Source organism: Paraburkholderia sp. EB58, assembly GCF_050436665.1.
Lineage (GTDB): Bacteria > Pseudomonadota > Gammaproteobacteria > Burkholderiales > Burkholderiaceae > Paraburkholderia.
This window is the reverse complement of the sequence record NZ_JBNDMQ010000003.1, coordinates 409227-427066: the sequence shown is the minus strand read 5'-3', so window position 1 is coordinate 427066 and position 17840 is coordinate 409227. Positions and strand designations below refer to the sequence as shown.

The following is a 17840-nucleotide window of genomic DNA, read 5'->3' as shown; positions in this document are numbered from 1 at the left end:
CCGAAGCATGCTACTGGCGCTGGCGCAATGGCTGCAGAATGACGCAAGCTTCTTGCGCGTGTTCAGTTATCTGACTTTCCGTGCGGTGGCGGCGACCATCACCGCGCTGTTGATCGGGCTCGTCTGCGGGCCGGCGGTGATCCGCAAGCTGACCGCAATGAAGGTAGGCCAGGCCGTCCGTAAAGACGGTCCGCAAACCCACCTCGTCAAATCCGGCACGCCGACCATGGGCGGCGTGTTGATTCTGCTCGGCATCGCGGTATCGACGCTGCTGTGGGCCGATCTGACCAACCGCTTTATCTGGATCGTGATTCTCGTGACGTTCGGTTTCGGCGTGATTGGCTGGGTTGATGATTACCGCAAGGTGGTCTACAAAGATCCGCGCGGCATGTCGTCGCGCGAGAAGTATTTCTGGCAGTCGGTGATCGGTTTGTTCGCCGCCGTGTATCTCGCCTTCAGCGTGTCCGAAGCGAGCAACGTGCGCGTGTATGACCTGTTTATGGCGTGGGTGCGTAGTGGCCTTTCCATGGGCCTGCCCCCGCACGCCGACCTGATGCTGCCGTTCTTCAAGTCGATCAGCTATCCGCTCGGTGTGTGGGGCTTCATCGTGCTGACGTATCTGGTGATCGTCGGGGCCAGCAACGCGGTGAATCTCACCGACGGTCTGGATGGTCTCGTGATCATGCCGGTCGTGCTGGTCGGCGCGTCACTTGGTGTGTTCGCCTATGTGATGGGCAGCTCGGTCTACTCGAAATACCTGCTGTTCCCGCACATTGCCGGCGCCGGTGAGTTGCTGATTTTCTGCTCCGCTATGGGCGGGGCCGGCCTTGCGTTCCTCTGGTACAACACGCACCCCGCGCAGATGTTCATGGGCGACGTGGGCGCGCTGGCGCTGGGCGGCGCGCTCGGCACGATCGCGGTGATCGTGCGTCAGGAAATCGTGCTCTTCATCATGGGTGGCATCTTCGTCGCGGAGACGCTCTCCGTGATGTTGCAGGTGACCTGGTTCAAATTCACCAAGCGCCGTTTTGGCGAAGGCCGGCGTCTCTTCAAGATGGCGCCGCTGCATCACCATTTCGAATTGTCGGGCTGGAAGGAAACGCAGGTTGTGGTGCGTTTCTGGATCATCACGTTGATGCTGTGTCTGTTCGGTTTGTCCACGCTCAAGTTGCGTTAAGCCGTTGTTGAAGTAAAAGGGAAAGCGATGTTTGGCGAGAAGTTTCGGGATCGGCAAAAGCCGATGGTGCTCGTGCTGGGACTCGGTGAATCGGGTCTCGCGATGGCGCGCTGGTGCGCGCGGCACGGGTGTCGGCTGCGCGTGGCGGATACGCGCGAGGTGCCGCCGAATCTGTCCGGGCTCGAAGCGCATAGCATCGATGCGGACTTCGTTGGCGGGCCGTTTTCGCCGGTGTTGCTCGAGGGCGTCGAACTGGTGGCGATCAGTCCCGGTCTTTCGCCGCTCGCCGCCGATCTGCTGCCGTTGATTACCGAGGCGCGTGAAAAAGAGATCCCTGTATGGGGCGAGCTCGAATTTTTCGCGCAGGCGCTGAAGACGCTTGGCGAGAGCGGCTATGCGCCGAAGGTGATCGCGATCACCGGCACCAACGGCAAGACCACGACGACGAGCCTGACCGGCCTGCTGTGCGAACGCGCCGGGAAGAAGGTTGCGGTGGCGGGCAACATCAGCCCGGCCGCGCTCGATAAGCTTACTGAAGCCATCGACAACACCGCGCTGCCCGATGTGTGGGTGCTCGAACTGTCGAGCTTCCAGCTTGAAACGGCTCACACGTTCACGCCGGATGCGGCTGTTATCCTCAACATCACCCAGGACCACCTCGACTGGCACGGTGGCCTCGACGCTTACGCAGCCGCCAAAGGCCGGATCTTTGGGCCGCAGACCGTGCGCGTGCTCAACCGCGACGACGCTCGCGTCATGGCGATCGCCGCGAACCCGGCGAAGGACAGTGCAGCGGGCGACAGCCCGGCAGCGGTGATCACCTTCGGCGTCACCGAGCCGACGCGCCCCGGCGACTACGGTTTGCTGCGCGATAACGGCATCATCTGGCTGGTCGAAGCGCACGATCGCGACGCCTCGGACGAACCCGCACCGACCCGCCGCCGCAAGGGCGAAACCGCCGCGGCGCCGAACCTCGGCCTCAAGCGTCTGATGCCGGCGGACGCATTGCGCATCCGCGGCCTGCACAACGCTGCCAACGCGCTCGCCGCGTATGCGCTCGCGCGTGCGATTGACTTGCCGGGTGCGCCGCTGCTGCATGGCTTGCGCGAATACCGTGGCGAGTCGCATCGCGTCGAGCTGATTGCGTCGATCGAAGGCATCGACTACGTGGACGATAGCAAGGGTACCAACGTCGGCGCGACGGTCGCGGCCCTCGACGGCCTCGCGCAACGCGCGGTGCTGATCGCCGGGGGCGACGGCAAGGGCCAGGAATTCGACCCGCTCGCCGCGCCCGTCATGCGCTGGTGTCGCGCGGTGATGCTGATCGGCCGCGATGCGCCGCTGATCCGCGCCGCGCTGGCCGACACGGGCATCGCGCTCACCGATCACGCCACGCTCGAAGATGCCACGCGCGCCGCAGCGGCGCTCGCGCAACCGGGCGACGCCGTGCTGCTGTCGCCGGCCTGTGCGAGCTTCGACATGTTCAAGGGTTACGCACATCGTGCCGCGGTGTTCCGCAGCACGGTGGAAGACATCGCTGCCGAACGGGGGACGATGATATGAGCTGGTCGGAACGCTTCGGTTCGCGCCTCGCCAAGCAGCGCGGCTCAGTCGGCGATGCAACCGCGGGCCGCGCGGGGAGCGGACTCGCGAGTGCCGTCAACGGTGTGCGTCCGCTGCGCTCGCGCATGCTCGATTACGACCACTCGCTGTTGTGGGTGGTGATCGCGCTGCTCGGCCTTGGCATCGTGATGGTGTACTCGGCTTCGATCGCGATGCCGGACTCGCCGAAGTACTCGTCGTATCGCGACTGGGCCTTCCTCGTGCGCCAGATCATCTTCGTGGTGCTCGGCTCGGTGATCGGCGTGATTTCGTTCCGCATTCCGGTTTCGACGTGGGACAAGTACGCGCCGAAGATATTCCTGCTGGCGCTGGTCAGTCTCGTCATCGTGCTGGTGCCGCACGTCGGCAAGGGCGTGAACGGCGCGCGCCGCTGGATTCCGCTCGGCATCACGAACATGCAGCCGTCGGAAATCATGAAGCTCGCCGTGACGATCTACGCGGCGAATTACACGGTGCGCAAGCAGGAGTACATGCACAGCTTCGCCAAGGGCTTTCTGCCGATGGCCTTCGCGGTCGGCGTGGTCGGCGCGCTGCTGCTGCTCGAACCGGACATGGGCGCGTTCATGGTGATCGCGGCGATCGCGATGGGCGTGCTGTTCCTCGGTGGCGTGAATGGCAAGCTGTTTGGCGGCCTGGTGGCCACGGCAGTCGGCACGTTCAGTTTGCTGGTGTGGGCGTCGCCGTGGCGTCGCGAGCGGATCTTCGCGTACCTCGATCCGTGGGACGACCGTTACGCGCAGGGCAAGGCGTATCAATTGACGCACTCGCTGATCGCGTTCGGGCGCGGCGAGTGGTTCGGCGTGGGCCTTGGCGGCAGCGTCGAAAAGCTCAACTACCTGCCGGAAGCGCATACCGACTTCATCCTCGCGGTGATCGGCGAGGAACTTGGGTTTGTCGGTGTGCTGGTGGTGATCCTGATGTTTTACTGGATCGTGCGCCGCTCGTTCGAAATTGGACGTCAGGCGCTGGCGCTGGATCGCACATTTGCGGGGCTGGTCGCGAAGGGCATCGGCCTGTGGTTCGGCGCGCAGACCTTCATCAATATGGGCGTGAACCTCGGCTTGCTGCCGACCAAGGGTCTCACGTTGCCGCTCGTCAGCTACGGCGGCTCGGGCATTTTGCTGAACTGTGTGGCGGTGGCGTTGTTGATGCGCGTCGACTATGAGAACCGGGTGTTGATGCGTGGAGGGAAGGTATGACCCCCATGCAACAGCGCACGCTGATGGTGATGGCCGGTGGCACCGGGGGGCACGTGTTCCCGGGGTTGGCGGTCGCTCATCTGATGCAGGCGTGGGGCTGGAAAGTCGTCTGGCTCGGCAATCCCGCGGGCATGGAAGCGACGCTCGTCGCCAAGCACGGCATCCCGATGGAATTCGTGCGTTTCGGCGGCGTGCGCGGCAAGGGCGTGAAGACCAAGCTCATGCTGCCCGTCAATCTGCTGCGCGCATGCACGCAAAGCTTGAGCGTGCTGCGGCGCGTGAAGCCCGACGTGGTGCTCGGCATGGGCGGTTACATCACATTCCCGGCCGGTTTGATGACGGCGTTAAGCGGTCGTCCGCTGGTGCTGCATGAACAGAATTCGATCGCCGGCCTCGCGAACAAGGTGCTCGCGAAGCTCGCCAAACGTGTGCTCGTGGCGTTCCCGAACGCGTTGCCGCACGCTGAATGGACCGGCAATCCCATTCGTGAGGAACTTGCGCGCACATTGCCACCCAAAGCACGCTACGCACAACGCAGCGGTCCGCTGAATGTGCTGGTGGTGGGCGGCAGCCTTGGGGCAGCGGCTTTGAATGAAGTGGTGCCGCGCGCGCTGGCCAAGCTGGATCCGCAGCAACGTCCGCGCGTCGTGCATCAGGCAGGCGCGAAGCATATCGAGGCGTTGCAGGCGAACTACGCGGAAGCTGGCTTGCAAACCGGCGCCGATGTACAACTCGTCCCGTTCATCGACGACATGACGAGCGCTTATGCGAACGCAGATCTCGTGATCTGCCGTTCGGGCGCGATGACGGTCGCCGAGATCGCGGCGGTGGGCGTGGCGGCGTTTTTCGTGCCGTTCCCGTTCGCGGTCGACGATCACCAGACCACGAACGCAGCGTTCCTCGCCGACCACGGCGCGGCGCTGGTAATGCAGCAGCGCGACCTCACGGCGGATGGCCTCGCTGCGTGGTTGCGCGGCCAGAGCCGCGAGAGTCTCGCGGAGATGGCAGAGCGTTCGCGCTCGCTCGCGAAACCCGATGCCACTGAACAGGTCGCGCAGATTTGCGCGGACGTGGCAGGTGTAGTCCCGAGCCCGAGCACAGAAGGAAGGCAACAATGAAACACATCGTCAAACATATTCATTTCGTCGGCATCGGTGGAGCAGGGATGAGCGGCATCGCCGAGGTGCTAGTGAATCTCGGCTATCAGGTGAGCGGCTCGGATCTCACGAAGAACGCTGTGACCGACCGGCTCGCCGTGCTCGGCGCGCGCATCGCGATTGGCCATGCCGCTGAGAACATCGAAGGTGCGAACGCCGTGGTCGTGTCGACGGCTGTGCGCAGCGACAACCCGGAAGTGCTCGCCGCGCGTCACCGGCGCATTCCGATCGTGCCGCGTGCGGTGATGCTCGCCGAGTTGATGCGCCTGAAGCAGGGCATTGCGATTGCCGGCACCCACGGCAAGACCACGACCACCTCGCTGGTGGCGAGCGTGCTTGCCGCGGGCGGGCTCGATCCGACTTTCGTGATCGGCGGCCGGCTGATCAGCGCAGGCGCCAATGCGCGTTTGGGCACCGGTGACTTCATCGTTGCCGAAGCGGACGAGTCGGACGCGTCGTTCCTGAACCTGTTCCCGGTGATCGAAGTCATCACGAACATCGACGCCGATCATATGGACACCTACGGCCACGATTTCGCGCGGCTCAAGCAGGCGTTCATTGAGTTCACGCATCGGCTTCCGTTTTACGGCATCGCGGTGCTGTGCGTCGACGATCCGAACGTGAAGGAGATTTTGCCGTTCGTCTCAAAGCCGATCATCCGCTACGGTCTCGCGGCCGATGCGCAGGTGCGCGCGGTGAACGTCGAGGCTCACGACGGCAAGATGCATTTCACGGCGTTGCGCGAAGACGCGGCGCCGATCGACATCGTTTTGAACCTGCCTGGCACCCACAATGTTCAGAACGCTTTGGCCGCAATTGCAATTGCGACTGAACTTGAGGTGAAAGATGCCGATATCCAACGAGCGCTCGCAGATTTTAACGGCGTAGGCCGGCGCTTCCAGCGCTACGGCGAAGTGCCGGTTATCTCGGATGACAAAGCCAGCGGGACGTACACGCTGGTCGACGACTACGGTCATCATCCGGTCGAAATGGCCGCGACGATCGCGGCGGCGCGCGGCGCGTTCCCCGACCGGCGTCTGGTGCTGGCGTTCCAGCCGCACCGCTTCACGCGTACGCGTGATTGTTTCGAGGATTTTGTGAAGGTGCTGTCCACAGTCGACGCGCTGGTGCTGACGGAAGTCTATTCAGCGGGCGAGGCGCCGATCGTGGCAGCCGACGGTCGGGCGCTCGCTCGCGCGATCCGCGTGGCGGGCAAGACCGAGCCGGTGTTTGTCGAAACGGTGGATGAAGTGCCGGATGCGCTGGCAGCAGTGGTGCGCGAAGGCGATGTGGTGATCACGATGGGTGCGGGTTCGATCGGCGGTGTGCCGGGCCGTCTCGCGCAAAACGAAGGTGTGAAATGAGCAGTATCGATCCTCAAAAATTTGGCAAAGTGGCTGTCCTGCTCGGTGGTGAATCCGCCGAGCGCGAAGTGTCGCTCAATTCGGGCCGCCTCGTGCTGCAAGGACTGCGCGAGGCCGGCATCGACGCGCATCCGTTCGACCCCGCTGAGCGTCCGCTCGCGGCGTTGAAAGAAGAGGGTTTTGTGCGCGCGTTCAACGCGCTGCACGGCGGCTACGGCGAGAACGGCCAGATACAGGGCGCGCTCGACTTTTACGGCATTCGCTATACCGGCAGCGGCGTGCTCGGTTCGGCGCTCGGTCTGGACAAGTTCCGCACCAAACTCGTGTGGCAGCAATTGGGCGTGCCGACGCCACCGTTCGAAGCGGTGCTGCGCGGTGACGACTACGCGGCACGTGCAGCGGACATCGTCGCGAAGCTCGGCTTGCCGCTCTTCGTGAAGCCGGCGAGCGAAGGCTCGAGCGTCGCGGTGATCAAGGTGAAGAGCGCCGACGCATTGCCGGCCGCGCTCGAGGAAGCCGCGAAGTTCGACAAGATCGTGGTGGTGGAAAAGAGCATCGAAGGCGGCGGCGAGTACACCGCGTGCATCGCGGGCGATCTGGATCTGCCGGTGATCCGCATCGTGCCTGCGGGCGAGTTCTACGACTATCACGCGAAGTACGTCGCCAACGACACGCAGTACCTGATCCCGTGCGGCGTGGCGCCGGCCGAAGAAGCGCGCCTGAAGAAGCTGGCGCGCCGCGCGTTCGACGTGCTCGGCTGCACCGATTGGGGCCGTGCCGATTTCATGCTGGACGGCGAAGGCAATCCGTACTTCCTGGAAGTGAACACGGCACCGGGCATGACCGACCACTCGCTGCCGCCGAAAGCGGCGCGCGCGGTCGGCATCAGCTACAAGGAACTGGTCGTGAGCGTGTTGGCGCTCACGCTGAAGGACTGACGTCACTGTTATGTGGAACAACGTTCGCCAGCTCAATTTCGCCGCCAACGCGTTGCATGCGTTGCTGGTGCTCGTGCTGCTGGCGGCCGGCGGAATGTGGCTGGTGCAGCGGCCGAGCTTCGCGCTGCGCGAAATCCAGATTGACGGCGACACGGAACACATCAATTCGCCGACGGTACGCGCAGGTGTAGTGGGCCGGTTGAAGGGCAATTTCTTCACCGTGGATCTGGATGCGGCGCGCCAGGCCTTCGAGCAGATGCCGTGGGTGCGTCATGCGAGTGTGCGGCGCGTCTGGCCGAATGCGCTGGCTGTCACGCTGGAAGAGTACAAACCGCTTGGCACGTGGGGCAGTGATCAACTGGTCAGCGTGGACGGCGAACTGTTCACGGCGAACCAGGGCGAGCTCGAAGAGGATTTGCCGGCCTTCGACGGTCCTGACGGTACGGCGCAAGAGGTGGTCGCACGTTATCGCGACTTCAAGAAGTGGTTTGCGCCGCTGGGCGCGACGCCGGAAGAAGTGACGTTGTCGCCGCGTTACGCCTGGACGGTGAAGTTGTCGAACGGCATGCAGGTGGAGCTGGGGCGCGAGCGCAATCCGCAGACGCTGTTCGATCGCAGCAAGCGCCTGACAGCGGCGTGGGCAGCAGTGACGCAACGTTGGGGGAAGGATATCGAGTATGCGGACTTGCGCTATCCGAACGGTTTCGCGATTCGCGCAGCAGGGATGCGCTTTATCACCGAACCCGACAAGGGCAAGAAGTAACAGGACATCACACGCAATGAGCACGCTATGAGTAAAGACTATAAAGATCTGCTGGTCGCCCTCGACATTGGGACGTCGAAGGTAGTGGCCATCGTCGCCGAGCTGAAAGGCGAAGGTCACTACGAGGTGATCGGCCTCGGCCAGAGCGAATCGAAGGGGCTCAAAAAAGGCGTGGTGGTGAACATCGAGGCCACCGTGCAGTCTATTCAGCGCGCGCTCGAAGAAGCCGAGCTGATGGCTGACTGCAAGATCACCAACGTATTCACCGGGATCGCTGGCAGCCATATCCGCAGCTTCAATTCAAGCGGGATGGTGGCGATCAAGGAAAAAGAAGTGACGCAGGCCGATGTGGCCCGCGTGATCGAGACGGCCAAGGCGATCAACATCCCGACCGATCAGCAGGTGCTGCACATCCTGACCCAGGAATTCATCATCGACGGCCAGGAAGATGTGCGCGAGCCGATCGGCATGAGCGGCATTCGCCTCGAAGTGAAGGTGCATATCGTGACGGGCGCGGTGAGCGCGGCACAGAACATCGTCAAGTGCGTGCGCCGCTGTGGGCTCGAAGTGAACGACCTGATTTTGCAGCCGCTCGCGTCGTCGCTGGCGGTGTTGACGGAAGACGAGAAGGAACTCGGCGTGGTGCTGGTGGATATCGGCGGCGGCACGACGGACATTGCGATTTTCAGCGAAGGCGCGATCCGTCACACCGCGGTGATTCCGATTGCCGGGGACCAGATCACCAGCGACATCGCGATGGCGCTGCGCACGCCGACGCCGGATGCGGAAGACATCAAGGTCGACTACGGCATTGCCAAGCAGGCACTTGCCGATCCGGACGAGATGATCGAAGTGCCAGGTCTGGGCGAGCGCGGTCCGCGCACGCTGTCGCGCCAGGCGCTGGCGGCGGTGATCGAGCCGCGTGTCGAAGAACTGTTTTCGCTCGTGCAGCAGGTGGTGCGCGAGTCGGGTTACGAGGAACTGCTGAGCTCCGGCGTGGTGCTGACCGGCGGCGCGTCGATGATGATCGGCATGGTCGAACTGGGCGAGGACATCTTCCTGAAGCCGGTGCGCATTGGCGTGCCTGAGTACGCCGGCGGTCTGGCTGACGTAGTGCGCAACCCGCGCTACTCGACGGCAATGGGCCTGCTGGTGGAAGGACGCTCGCAACGGATGCGCGGCCGCAAGGTGGCGGTGCAATCCGGATCGATGGGGCAGGTCTTCACGCGGATGAAGGACTGGTTCCTGGGCAATTTCTAAAGCATTCGTAGTACGAACAGGTTTTCGACGGGTTTTCAAAATACGCGCTGGTGCCGGCGGCCGGCGCGCGACAGGAGGTTGCCCGATCTCCTGCCGAATAACGGCCGAGTGGCTGCAATTTTTTATCTTGACGGAGGCAACAATGGAATTCCAGATGCTGGAAACCGAAACCAACGGCACCATCATCAAGGTGGTGGGAGTCGGTGGCGCTGGCGGCAATGCCGTTCAGCACATGATCAACAAAGGCGTGCAAGGCGTCGACTTCATCGTGATGAACACGGACGCCCAGGCACTGTCGCGTTCGCGTGCCACCGCGGTGATCCAGCTCGGCAACACCGGTCTCGGCGCTGGCGCCAAGCCGGAAATGGGTCGCGCTGCTGCAGAAGAAGCACGTGAACGCATCGCAGACGCACTGCGCGGCGCACACATGGTGTTCATCACCGCAGGCATGGGTGGCGGCACGGGCACGGGGGCAGCTCCGGTCGTGGCGCAGATCGCCAAGGAAATGGGTATCTTGACTGTTGGCGTGGTCAGCAAGCCGTTCGAATTCGAAGGCGGCAAGCGGATGCGCGTCGCAGAAGATGGTTCGCAAAAACTGGAGGATCACGTCGACTCGCTGATCGTCGTTCTGAACGACAAGCTGTTCGAGGTGATGGGCGATGACGCCGAGATGGACAAGTGCTTCCAGTGCGCCGATGACGTTCTGAACAACGCAGTCGCAGGCATCGCGGAAATCATCAACGTCGACGGTCTGGTGAACGTCGACTTCGAAGACGTGAAGACGGTGATGGGCGAGCAGGGCAAGGCAATGATGGGCACGGCGACGGTTGCCGGCGTCGATCGCGCGCGTCTCGCCGCAGAGCAGGCTGTGGCTAGCCCGCTGCTGGAAGGCGTGGACCTGTCGGGCGCACGCGGCGTGCTGGTGAACATCACGTCGAGCCGTTCACTGCGCCTGTCGGAAACGCGTGAAGTGATGAACACCATCAAGAGCTACGCGGCAGAAGACGCAACCGTGATTTTCGGCGCGGTATACGATGATGCAATGGGCGACGCGCTGCGCGTGACGGTCGTGGCCACGGGTCTGGGCCGTGTGGCGAAGAAGCAGCAATCGGCACCGATGACGCTGCTGCGCACCGGTACGGATAACCAGCCGGTTGGTGCGGTGCAACACGCGTACGCTGGGCAACATCACGGAAGCACGGCAGACTACGGCGCGCTGGATACGCCGGCAGTGTGGCGCACTTCGCGTGACACGGCGGCTTCGCACGTGCAGGCGCTGCAGGAAAAGGGCGTCGATACGTACGATATTCCGGCATTCCTGCGTAAGCAGGCGGACTGACGCGCGCGAGCAGGCTTTCGCTGCGGCACGTTGATTGCGTGCCACCAGCAGGGAAATGCACGAGCGTGGCGGGTGGAACGGCAAAGCAGGCTGCATTGCGTCAGAAATGCGGCACGGACAGGTGCCCTCTTCGGATTCGCGAAGCGGAAGGGGTGGCTGTCGCCGGCAGATAGCGCAAAAGTAGGGCAGGTGCGCGACTCTTCGATCCACTGCGACACGACAACGTGCGGGCACGCTCCGCATCGATGTGAAGGACTGAGCATGATTAAGGTGGGTGAAAAGCTACCCGACGCAACTGTCTTCGAACTGATCGAAGACGAGCGTGCGGGCTGCACGATCGGGCCGAACAGCTTCGACGTGCGTGGACAGACCGCGGGCAAGCGCGTGGTGATCTTCGGATTGCCAGGCGCGTTCACCCCGACCTGTTCGGCCAAACATGTACCGGGTTATGTCGAGCACGCCGAGCAGTTGCGCGCTGCCGGCATCGACGAGATCTGGTGCGTGTCCGTCAATGACGCGTTCGTGATGGGCGCGTGGGGACGCGATCAGCACACCTCGGGCAAGGTGCGCATGATGGCGGACGGTAGTGCGGCTTTCACGCGGGCGCTCGGTCTGGAGCAGGACCTGTCGGCGCGCGGCATGGGAATTCGTTCCCAGCGCTACGCGATGGTGGTCGACGACGGCGTGGTCAAGACGCTGCAGGTCGAGGCACCCGGCAAGTTCGAAGTCAGCGATGCAGGGAGTATCCTCGCGACGTTGAGCTAGTTCTGGAGTGCTGAACGGCCTTTTCCGGCGCGACGTTGTGCCGGGGCAACGGGCCGCAAGGCATTCATGTGACAAGCCGTAACTCGGGCTGATGTTCCGGAAACGCCTCCGTTCCGGGCATCGGCCCGTCACGCTTTGCCTGATCTGAGGATTAGGTAACGTAGCGAAACAGATTGATACGCCCGCGGCAACGACGTTCCCTAGGGTAATGGAGTATACTTCGCGCTATGGAATAAAAAGTCCCGATTGGGATTTTCAATCGAATAGAAGATCACCATGTTGAAGCAGCGCACTATTAAATCGATCGTCAAGACAGTCGGCATTGGCCTGCACTCGGGCCGCAAGGTTGAATTGACGCTCCGCCCGGCCGCCCCGAACACGGGAATCGTGTTCTCGCGCGTGGATTTGCCCACGCCCGTGGACATTCCTGCGTCCGCGATGGCGATCGGCGACACACGCCTTGCTTCGGTCCTGCAGAAAGACGGTGCGCGCGTTTCGACGGTTGAGCACTTGATGTCCGCCTGCGCGGGCCTTGGCATCGACAACCTGTATGTCGACGTCACAGCGGAAGAAATCCCGATCATGGACGGCAGCGCAGCGTCGTTCGTGTTCCTGATCCAGTCGGCAGGAATCGAAGAGCAGGGCTCGGCGAAGAAGTTCATCAAGGTCACGAAGCCGGTCGAGGTTCGCGACGGCGACAAGTTCGCGCGTCTTGATCCGTTTTTTGGTTTCAAGCTGAAGTTCACGATCGATTTCCGCCACCCGGCAGTCGACAAGACCGGCCAGGCGCTGGAAGTGGATTTCGCGCATACGTCGTATGTGCGCGATATCGCTCGCGCTCGTACGTTTGGTTATGCGCATGAAGTGGAAATGCTCCGCGAAATGGGCCTTGCCCGTGGCGCGAGCATGGACAACGCGATCGCATTGGACGAGTACCGTATCCTCAACAACGACGGCTTGCGCTACGACGACGAGTTCGTGAAGCACAAGATGCTCGACGCAATCGGCGATCTGTACGTGGTCGGTCACCCGTTGCTGGCGTCCTACACGGCTTACAAGTCTGGCCACGGCGTGAACAACGCGCTGCTGCGCGAGTTGTTGGCCCACGAAGACGCTTACGAAATCGTCACCTTCAGCGACACGCAGAAGGCCCCGCGCGGTTTTGCGTACGATACGCAGACGGCGTTTGCCTGATCGTTCATTCAGGCACGCGCATGGCGCGTAGTCGACGCGGATAGAAAATAAGCGGCCCCTCGGGGCCGCTTATTTTTTGGTTTCGCGGTTTCTCAGATGCCGGGCCGCCATCCTCGCGAGCGCCTCCTGCAATGGCGACGGCGCGAGCGATTCGCTCAGCGCGTGCAGCGCGTCGGCGCCGGCGGGCGTCATGCGGGCCTGCTTGATGGGCGGCGGTTCCTTCACCGCCTGCGGACGCACGCGGATTCGCAGCGAGTTCACTGCCCAACCGCGCTGCTGCAGATCGGACAGCAGCCGCGGCTCGAGATGCCGCAAGCGGGCCGCCAGCGCATTGTGCGCAGCAAATAGTGCCAGTACGCCTTCCTTGATAAAGCCAGGTTCGACGCTCGACGCCAGATAGTCCGGCAGCAGTTGGCGCAGATCCCGTTCGAGCGCGGCGATCTGCTCCACGCCGGCGCGCAGGGCGGCAAACGCATCGGTGCGCTTGAGCACCTCGGCGACCGGTTGCGGGCGGCGGGCGTTGAACTGCTTCGGCGGCGGCCTTGAAAACGACGGGGAGCGGCTCATGTAGGATAGTAGCGGCGTGAGCGCGCACGATGCGCACCCACGCCCGGATTGTACCGCGCGGGATGCGCTCCCGGCCCGCTCCGATGGGGTTCGGCAGGCGCCCTGCACGGCGTCCCGACGTCGCGCCTGTGACACAGGCGCGCGCTGGGGCGCGTGCTAAAATGCCCGATTCGAATTCACTCTTGGACTAAGCCGCCGAGGCATTTCCGACCCCGGACCGGTATGTGGACAAACCGCATGCCGTGAACCAGCCGAAGCCGCGACGCAGACACCGATCCGATGACCACCGGTTTTCTACAAAAGATTTTTGGCAGCCGCAACCAGCGGCTAGTCAAGCAATATCAAAAGACCGTCACGGCGATCAATGCGCTCGAGCCGCAGATCGAGCAATTGACGGACGATCAACTGCGCGCCAAAACGGGTGAATTCCGCCAGCGCATTGCCAGCGGCGAGTCGCTCGACAAGCTGCTGCCGGAGGCCTTCGCGGTCTGCCGGGAAGCGAGCAAGCGCGTTCTGAAAATGCGCCACTTCGACGTCCAGCTGATCGGCGGGATGGTGCTGCATTACGGCAAGATCGGCGAAATGCGCACGGGTGAAGGCAAAACGCTGGTTGCGACACTGCCGGTCTACCTGAATGCGCTGACCGGGCGCGGTGTGCACGTCGTGACGGTGAACGATTACCTTGCACAGCGCGACGCCGAATGGATGGCGCGTCTGTATAACTTCCTCGGTCTGTCGGTCGGCATCAACCTGTCGCAGATGGACCATGGCATGAAGCAGCAGGCTTACGCTTCGGACATCACCTACGGCACGAACAACGAATTCGGCTTCGACTACTTGCGCGACAACATGGTCTACGAGACCAATGCACGCGTACAGCGGTCGCTGAATTTTGCGGTCGTCGACGAAGTGGACTCGATCCTGATCGACGAAGCCCGTACGCCGCTGATCATCTCCGGCCAGGCTGAAGACCACACTGATCTTTATGTGCGGATGAACGCGCTTCCGCCGCTGCTCGAGCGCCAGATTGGCGAAGAAAAGGCAGATGGCACGGGCGTCGAAAAGCCGGGCGACTACACGCTCGACGAAAAGGGCCGTCAGGTGTTCCTGACCGAATCGGGCCACGAAAAGGCTGAACGCCTGCTCTCCGAATGGGGCCTGATTGGCGAAGGCGAGAGCCTGTACGCGCCGCAAAACATCACGCTGATGCACCACGTGTACGCCGCTTTGCGCGCGCACACGCTGTTCTACAAAGATCAGCATTACGTGGTGCAGAACGGCGAAGTCGTGATCGTCGACGAGTTCACCGGCCGTCTGATGTCGGGTCGCCGTTGGTCCGATGGTCTGCACCAGGCCGTCGAGGCAAAGGAACACGTCAAGATCCAGAGCGAGAACCAGACGCTCGCTTCGATCACGTTCCAGAACTACTTCCGCATGTATGCGAAGCTGTCCGGCATGACCGGTACGGCGGATACGGAAGCGTACGAATTCAACGAGATCTACGGGCTGGAAACGGTCGTGATCCCGACCAATCGTCCGCCCAAGCGGATCGACAAGCAGGACCAGATCTACAAGACGGCGAAGGAACGCTACGACGCCGTCATTCGCGATATCCGCGACTGTCACGAGCGTGGCCAGCCGGTGCTGGTGGGCACGACCTCGATCGAAAACTCCGAACTGCTGTCGCATCTGCTGAAGCAGGCCGGCTTGCCGCACGAAGTGCTGAACGCAAAGCAGCATGCGCGCGAAGCGGAGATCGTGGCGGAGGCGGGGCGTCCGCAACGCGTGACGATCGCGACCAACATGGCCGGTCGCGGTACCGACATCGTGCTGGGCGGCAATGCTGAAAAGCAGGCGACCTTCATCGAGCTCGATGAGTCCATCCCTGCTGAAGAGAAGCAGCGCCGCATCCAGAAGCTGCACGACGAATGGCAAGAGCTGCACGACAAGGTGAAGGCCGCGGGTGGTCTGCACATCATCGGCACCGAACGTCACGAATCGCGCCGGATCGACAACCAGTTGCGCGGCCGTGCCGGCCGTCAGGGTGACCCGGGTTCGTCGCGCTTCTACCTGTCGCTGGAAGATCCGCTGCTGCGCATTTTTGCCGGCGACCGCGTGCGTTCCATCATGGACCGCCTGAAGATGCCGGAAGGTGAGGCGATCGAAGCGGGCATCGTCACGCGCTCGATCGAATCGGCGCAGCGCAAGGTCGAGGCGCGCAACTTCGATATTCGTAAGCAATTGCTCGAATACGACGATGTGTCGAACGATCAGCGCAAGGTGATCTACCAGCAGCGCAATGAATTGCTCGAGGCGAATGACATCACCGAAACCATCGGCGCCATGCGTCATGGCGTGATTACCGACATCGTCCACCAGTTCGTGCCGGCCGGTAGCATTGAAGAGCAGTGGTCCGTGCCGGAGCTGGAAGAAGTGCTGCGCAACGAATGGCAGCTTGATCTCGCCATTCAGGAAATGATCAACGAATCGTCGTCGATCAGCGTGGATGAAATCCTGGAAGCGGTGATTGCCGCTGCGGATGAAGCGTACGAGGCAAAGGTCGAGCTGGTGGGCCGCGAGAACTTCAGCGGCTTCGAACGTTCGATCATGCTGCAGACGCTGGATCGCGCGTGGCGTGAACATCTGGCCGCACTCGATCACTTGCGCCAGGGCATCCATCTGCGCGGCTATGCGCAGAAGAATCCGAAGCAGGAGTACAAGCGCGAAGCATTCGAACTGTTCGCGGCTATGCTCGACGCGGTGAAGCTCGATGTGACGCGCGTGGTGATGAACGTGCAAGTGGAGTCGACCGAGCAGCTGGAACAGGTTGCTGAAGATCTCGAAGAGCAGGGCACTAGCCAGTTGGAGCACGTCGAGTTCCGTCACGCCGAGTTCGCTGAATCTGCCGCGCCGGTTGCCGCTGAGGCAGCGACGGCCGCGATGATCGGCGACGCCATGAGCCACGGCTCGCATGCGCCCGCCGAGCCGCTCGGTGATAGCGTGCCGAAGGTGGGCCGTAATGACCCCTGCCCGTGCGGCAGCGGCAAGAAGTACAAGCAGTGCCACGGCAAGATTGCGTGAGACTGAAAAGGCGGCGCGCGTAAAGCGCGCCGCGTCGTTTTACCCAGCGCTTTGCTGGTAATTCCACGGTGGTGAGGTCCGCTCCGCACCACCCTTTTGTGATTTTCCGATGCCGGCTTCATGCCGGCATTTTCAACTTGGACAACAGGTCGCGACCATGGCTGTCAATTTTCCCTCCATCGATGCCGCCCAACTTCACCCCGTCGCCGGCGTTACGCTAGGCTGGGCCGAGGCGAACATCCGTAAGCCGAACCGCAAGGACGTGCTCGTCATTTCCGTCGAAGAAGGTGCGACGGTCGGCGGCGTGTTCACGTCGAACCGTTTTTGTGCGGCGCCGGTCACCGTCTGCCGCGAGCATCTCGAACAAGTGCGTGCGGGCGGTAAAGGGATTCGCGCGCTGGTGGTGAATACGGGGAATGCGAATGCGGGCACCGGCGAGCCGGGCCTCGTGGCCGCTCGCGAAACCTGTGTCGAACTGGCACGTCTGGCCGATATCGCACCGGAGCAGGTGCTGCCGTTTTCGACCGGTGTGATTCTAGAGCCGTTGCCGGTCGACCGCCTGAAGGCCGGCTTGCCGGCTGCGCTGGCGAACCGCCAGGCCGCGCACTGGTATGAGGCCGCCCAGTCCATTATGACCACGGACACGCTGCCCAAAGCGGCGTCGCGTCAGGTGAGCATCCACGGTCATACAGTGACGCTGACCGGCATCAGCAAGGGCGCCGGCATGATCAAGCCGAACATGGCGACCATGCTCGGCTTCCTCGCGTTCGACGCAGCGGTTTCGCAGCCGGTGCTCGACGCGCTGGTCAAGCACGTTGCAGATCGCTCGTTCAACTGCATCACCATCGACGGTGATACGTCCACCAACGATTCCTTCATCCTGATCGCGTCGGGCAAATCCAGCCTGCCGGCGGTCACGTCCACCGATTCGCCCGCGTACGCGGCGTTGCGCGATGCCGTGACCGAGGTCGCGCAGGCGCTCGCCCAGCTGATCATCCGTGACGGCGAGGGCGCCACCAAGTTCATGACGGTGCAGGTGGAAGGCGGTTCGAACGTCGCGGAATGCCGCCAGATCGCCTACGCGATCGGCCATTCGCCGCTGGTCAAGACGGCGTTCTACGCTTCGGACCCGAACCTTGGCCGGATTCTCGCGGCGATCGGCTATGCGGGCGTGACCGACCTCGACGTCGGCAAGATCGATCTGTATCTGGATGACGTGCTGGTGGCGAAGGCGGGCGGCCGCAATCCGGAGTACCGTGAGGAAGACGGTCAGCGCGTGATGAAAAAGGCGGAGATTCTGATTCGCGTCGTGCTGGGCCGTGGCGACGCGCAAGCCACGATCTGGACCTGCGATCTGTCGCACGACTACGTGAGCATCAACGCCGACTATCGTTCCTGAGCCAATACCTCATC

14 protein-coding genes are annotated in these 17840 nt (G+C 62.7%); 13 read left to right on the top strand and 1 reads right to left on the bottom strand.

Going from position 1 to position 17840, the window contains the following annotated elements; translation table 11 throughout:
• The first annotated feature begins 7 nt into the window (after positions 1–7).
• From mraY to lpxC, 11 genes are all read left to right on the top strand, one after another.
• A complete protein-coding gene (gene mraY / locus P3T40_RS07115; RefSeq protein ID WP_429266967.1) occupies positions 8–1177 on the top strand; it encodes a phospho-N-acetylmuramoyl-pentapeptide-transferase in 1170 nt (389 codons plus the stop codon).
• A gap of 27 nt (positions 1178–1204) precedes the next feature.
• Entirely contained in the window at positions 1205–2740 is a 1536-nt protein-coding gene (murD, locus tag P3T40_RS07110; protein WP_429266966.1) for a UDP-N-acetylmuramoyl-L-alanine--D-glutamate ligase, read from the top strand.
• Positions 2737–3999: a putative lipid II flippase FtsW gene (gene ftsW / locus P3T40_RS07105; protein ID WP_429266965.1), complete on the top strand. Its 1263-nt coding sequence runs from the start codon at positions 2737–2739 to the stop codon at positions 3997–3999. Before murD ends, ftsW begins: the two co-directional genes overlap by 4 nt.
• A complete protein-coding gene (murG, locus tag P3T40_RS07100) occupies positions 3996–5117 on the top strand; it encodes an undecaprenyldiphospho-muramoylpentapeptide beta-N-acetylglucosaminyltransferase (RefSeq protein WP_429266964.1) in 1122 nt (373 codons plus the stop codon). Before ftsW ends, murG begins: the two co-directional genes overlap by 4 nt.
• A complete protein-coding gene (gene murC / locus P3T40_RS07095; RefSeq protein WP_429266963.1) occupies positions 5114–6520 on the top strand; it encodes a UDP-N-acetylmuramate--L-alanine ligase in 1407 nt (468 codons plus the stop codon). The genes murG and murC overlap by 4 nt, the downstream gene beginning before the upstream one ends.
• A complete protein-coding gene (locus tag P3T40_RS07090; protein WP_429266962.1) occupies positions 6517–7458 on the top strand; it encodes a D-alanine--D-alanine ligase in 942 nt (313 codons plus the stop codon). Before murC ends, P3T40_RS07090 begins: the two co-directional genes overlap by 4 nt.
• A gap of 10 nt (positions 7459–7468) precedes the next feature.
• The gene (locus tag P3T40_RS07085) at positions 7469–8221 is read left to right on the top strand and encodes a cell division protein FtsQ/DivIB (protein WP_429266961.1); all 753 of its coding nucleotides are present in this window, start codon (positions 7469–7471) and stop codon (positions 8219–8221) included.
• Positions 8222–8248: 27 nt separating this feature from the next.
• Complete coding sequence (gene ftsA, locus P3T40_RS07080; RefSeq protein ID WP_074262553.1) at positions 8249–9481, top strand: cell division protein FtsA; 1233 nt, start codon at positions 8249–8251, stop codon at positions 9479–9481.
• A gap of 142 nt (positions 9482–9623) precedes the next feature.
• Positions 9624–10820: a cell division protein FtsZ gene (gene ftsZ / locus P3T40_RS07075; RefSeq protein WP_429266960.1), complete on the top strand. Its 1197-nt coding sequence runs from the start codon at positions 9624–9626 to the stop codon at positions 10818–10820.
• Positions 10821–11081: 261 nt separating this feature from the next.
• A complete protein-coding gene (locus P3T40_RS07070) occupies positions 11082–11585 on the top strand; it encodes a peroxiredoxin (RefSeq protein WP_429266959.1) in 504 nt (167 codons plus the stop codon).
• A 276-nt stretch (positions 11586–11861) separates the two neighbouring features.
• Positions 11862–12779, top strand: a complete 918-nt coding sequence (gene lpxC, locus P3T40_RS07065) for a UDP-3-O-acyl-N-acetylglucosamine deacetylase (RefSeq protein WP_429266958.1) — start codon at positions 11862–11864, stop codon at positions 12777–12779.
• A 69-nt stretch (positions 12780–12848) separates the two neighbouring features.
• Here the strand turns inward: lpxC and P3T40_RS07060 are convergent, their stop codons facing one another.
• The gene (locus P3T40_RS07060; RefSeq protein ID WP_429266957.1) at positions 12849–13346 is read right to left on the bottom strand and encodes a DciA family protein; all 498 of its coding nucleotides are present in this window, start codon (positions 13344–13346) and stop codon (positions 12849–12851) included.
• Positions 13347–13625: 279 nt separating this feature from the next.
• Between P3T40_RS07060 and secA the strand changes: the two genes are divergently transcribed.
• Positions 13626–16427, top strand: coding sequence for a preprotein translocase subunit SecA (gene secA, locus P3T40_RS07055; RefSeq protein ID WP_429266956.1), 2802 nt, complete (start codon positions 13626–13628; stop codon positions 16425–16427).
• Between the two features lie 157 nt (positions 16428–16584).
• The gene (gene argJ / locus P3T40_RS07050; protein WP_429266955.1) at positions 16585–17826 is read left to right on the top strand and encodes a bifunctional glutamate N-acetyltransferase/amino-acid acetyltransferase ArgJ; all 1242 of its coding nucleotides are present in this window, start codon (positions 16585–16587) and stop codon (positions 17824–17826) included.
• The last annotated feature ends 14 nt before the right edge of the window (positions 17827–17840 follow it).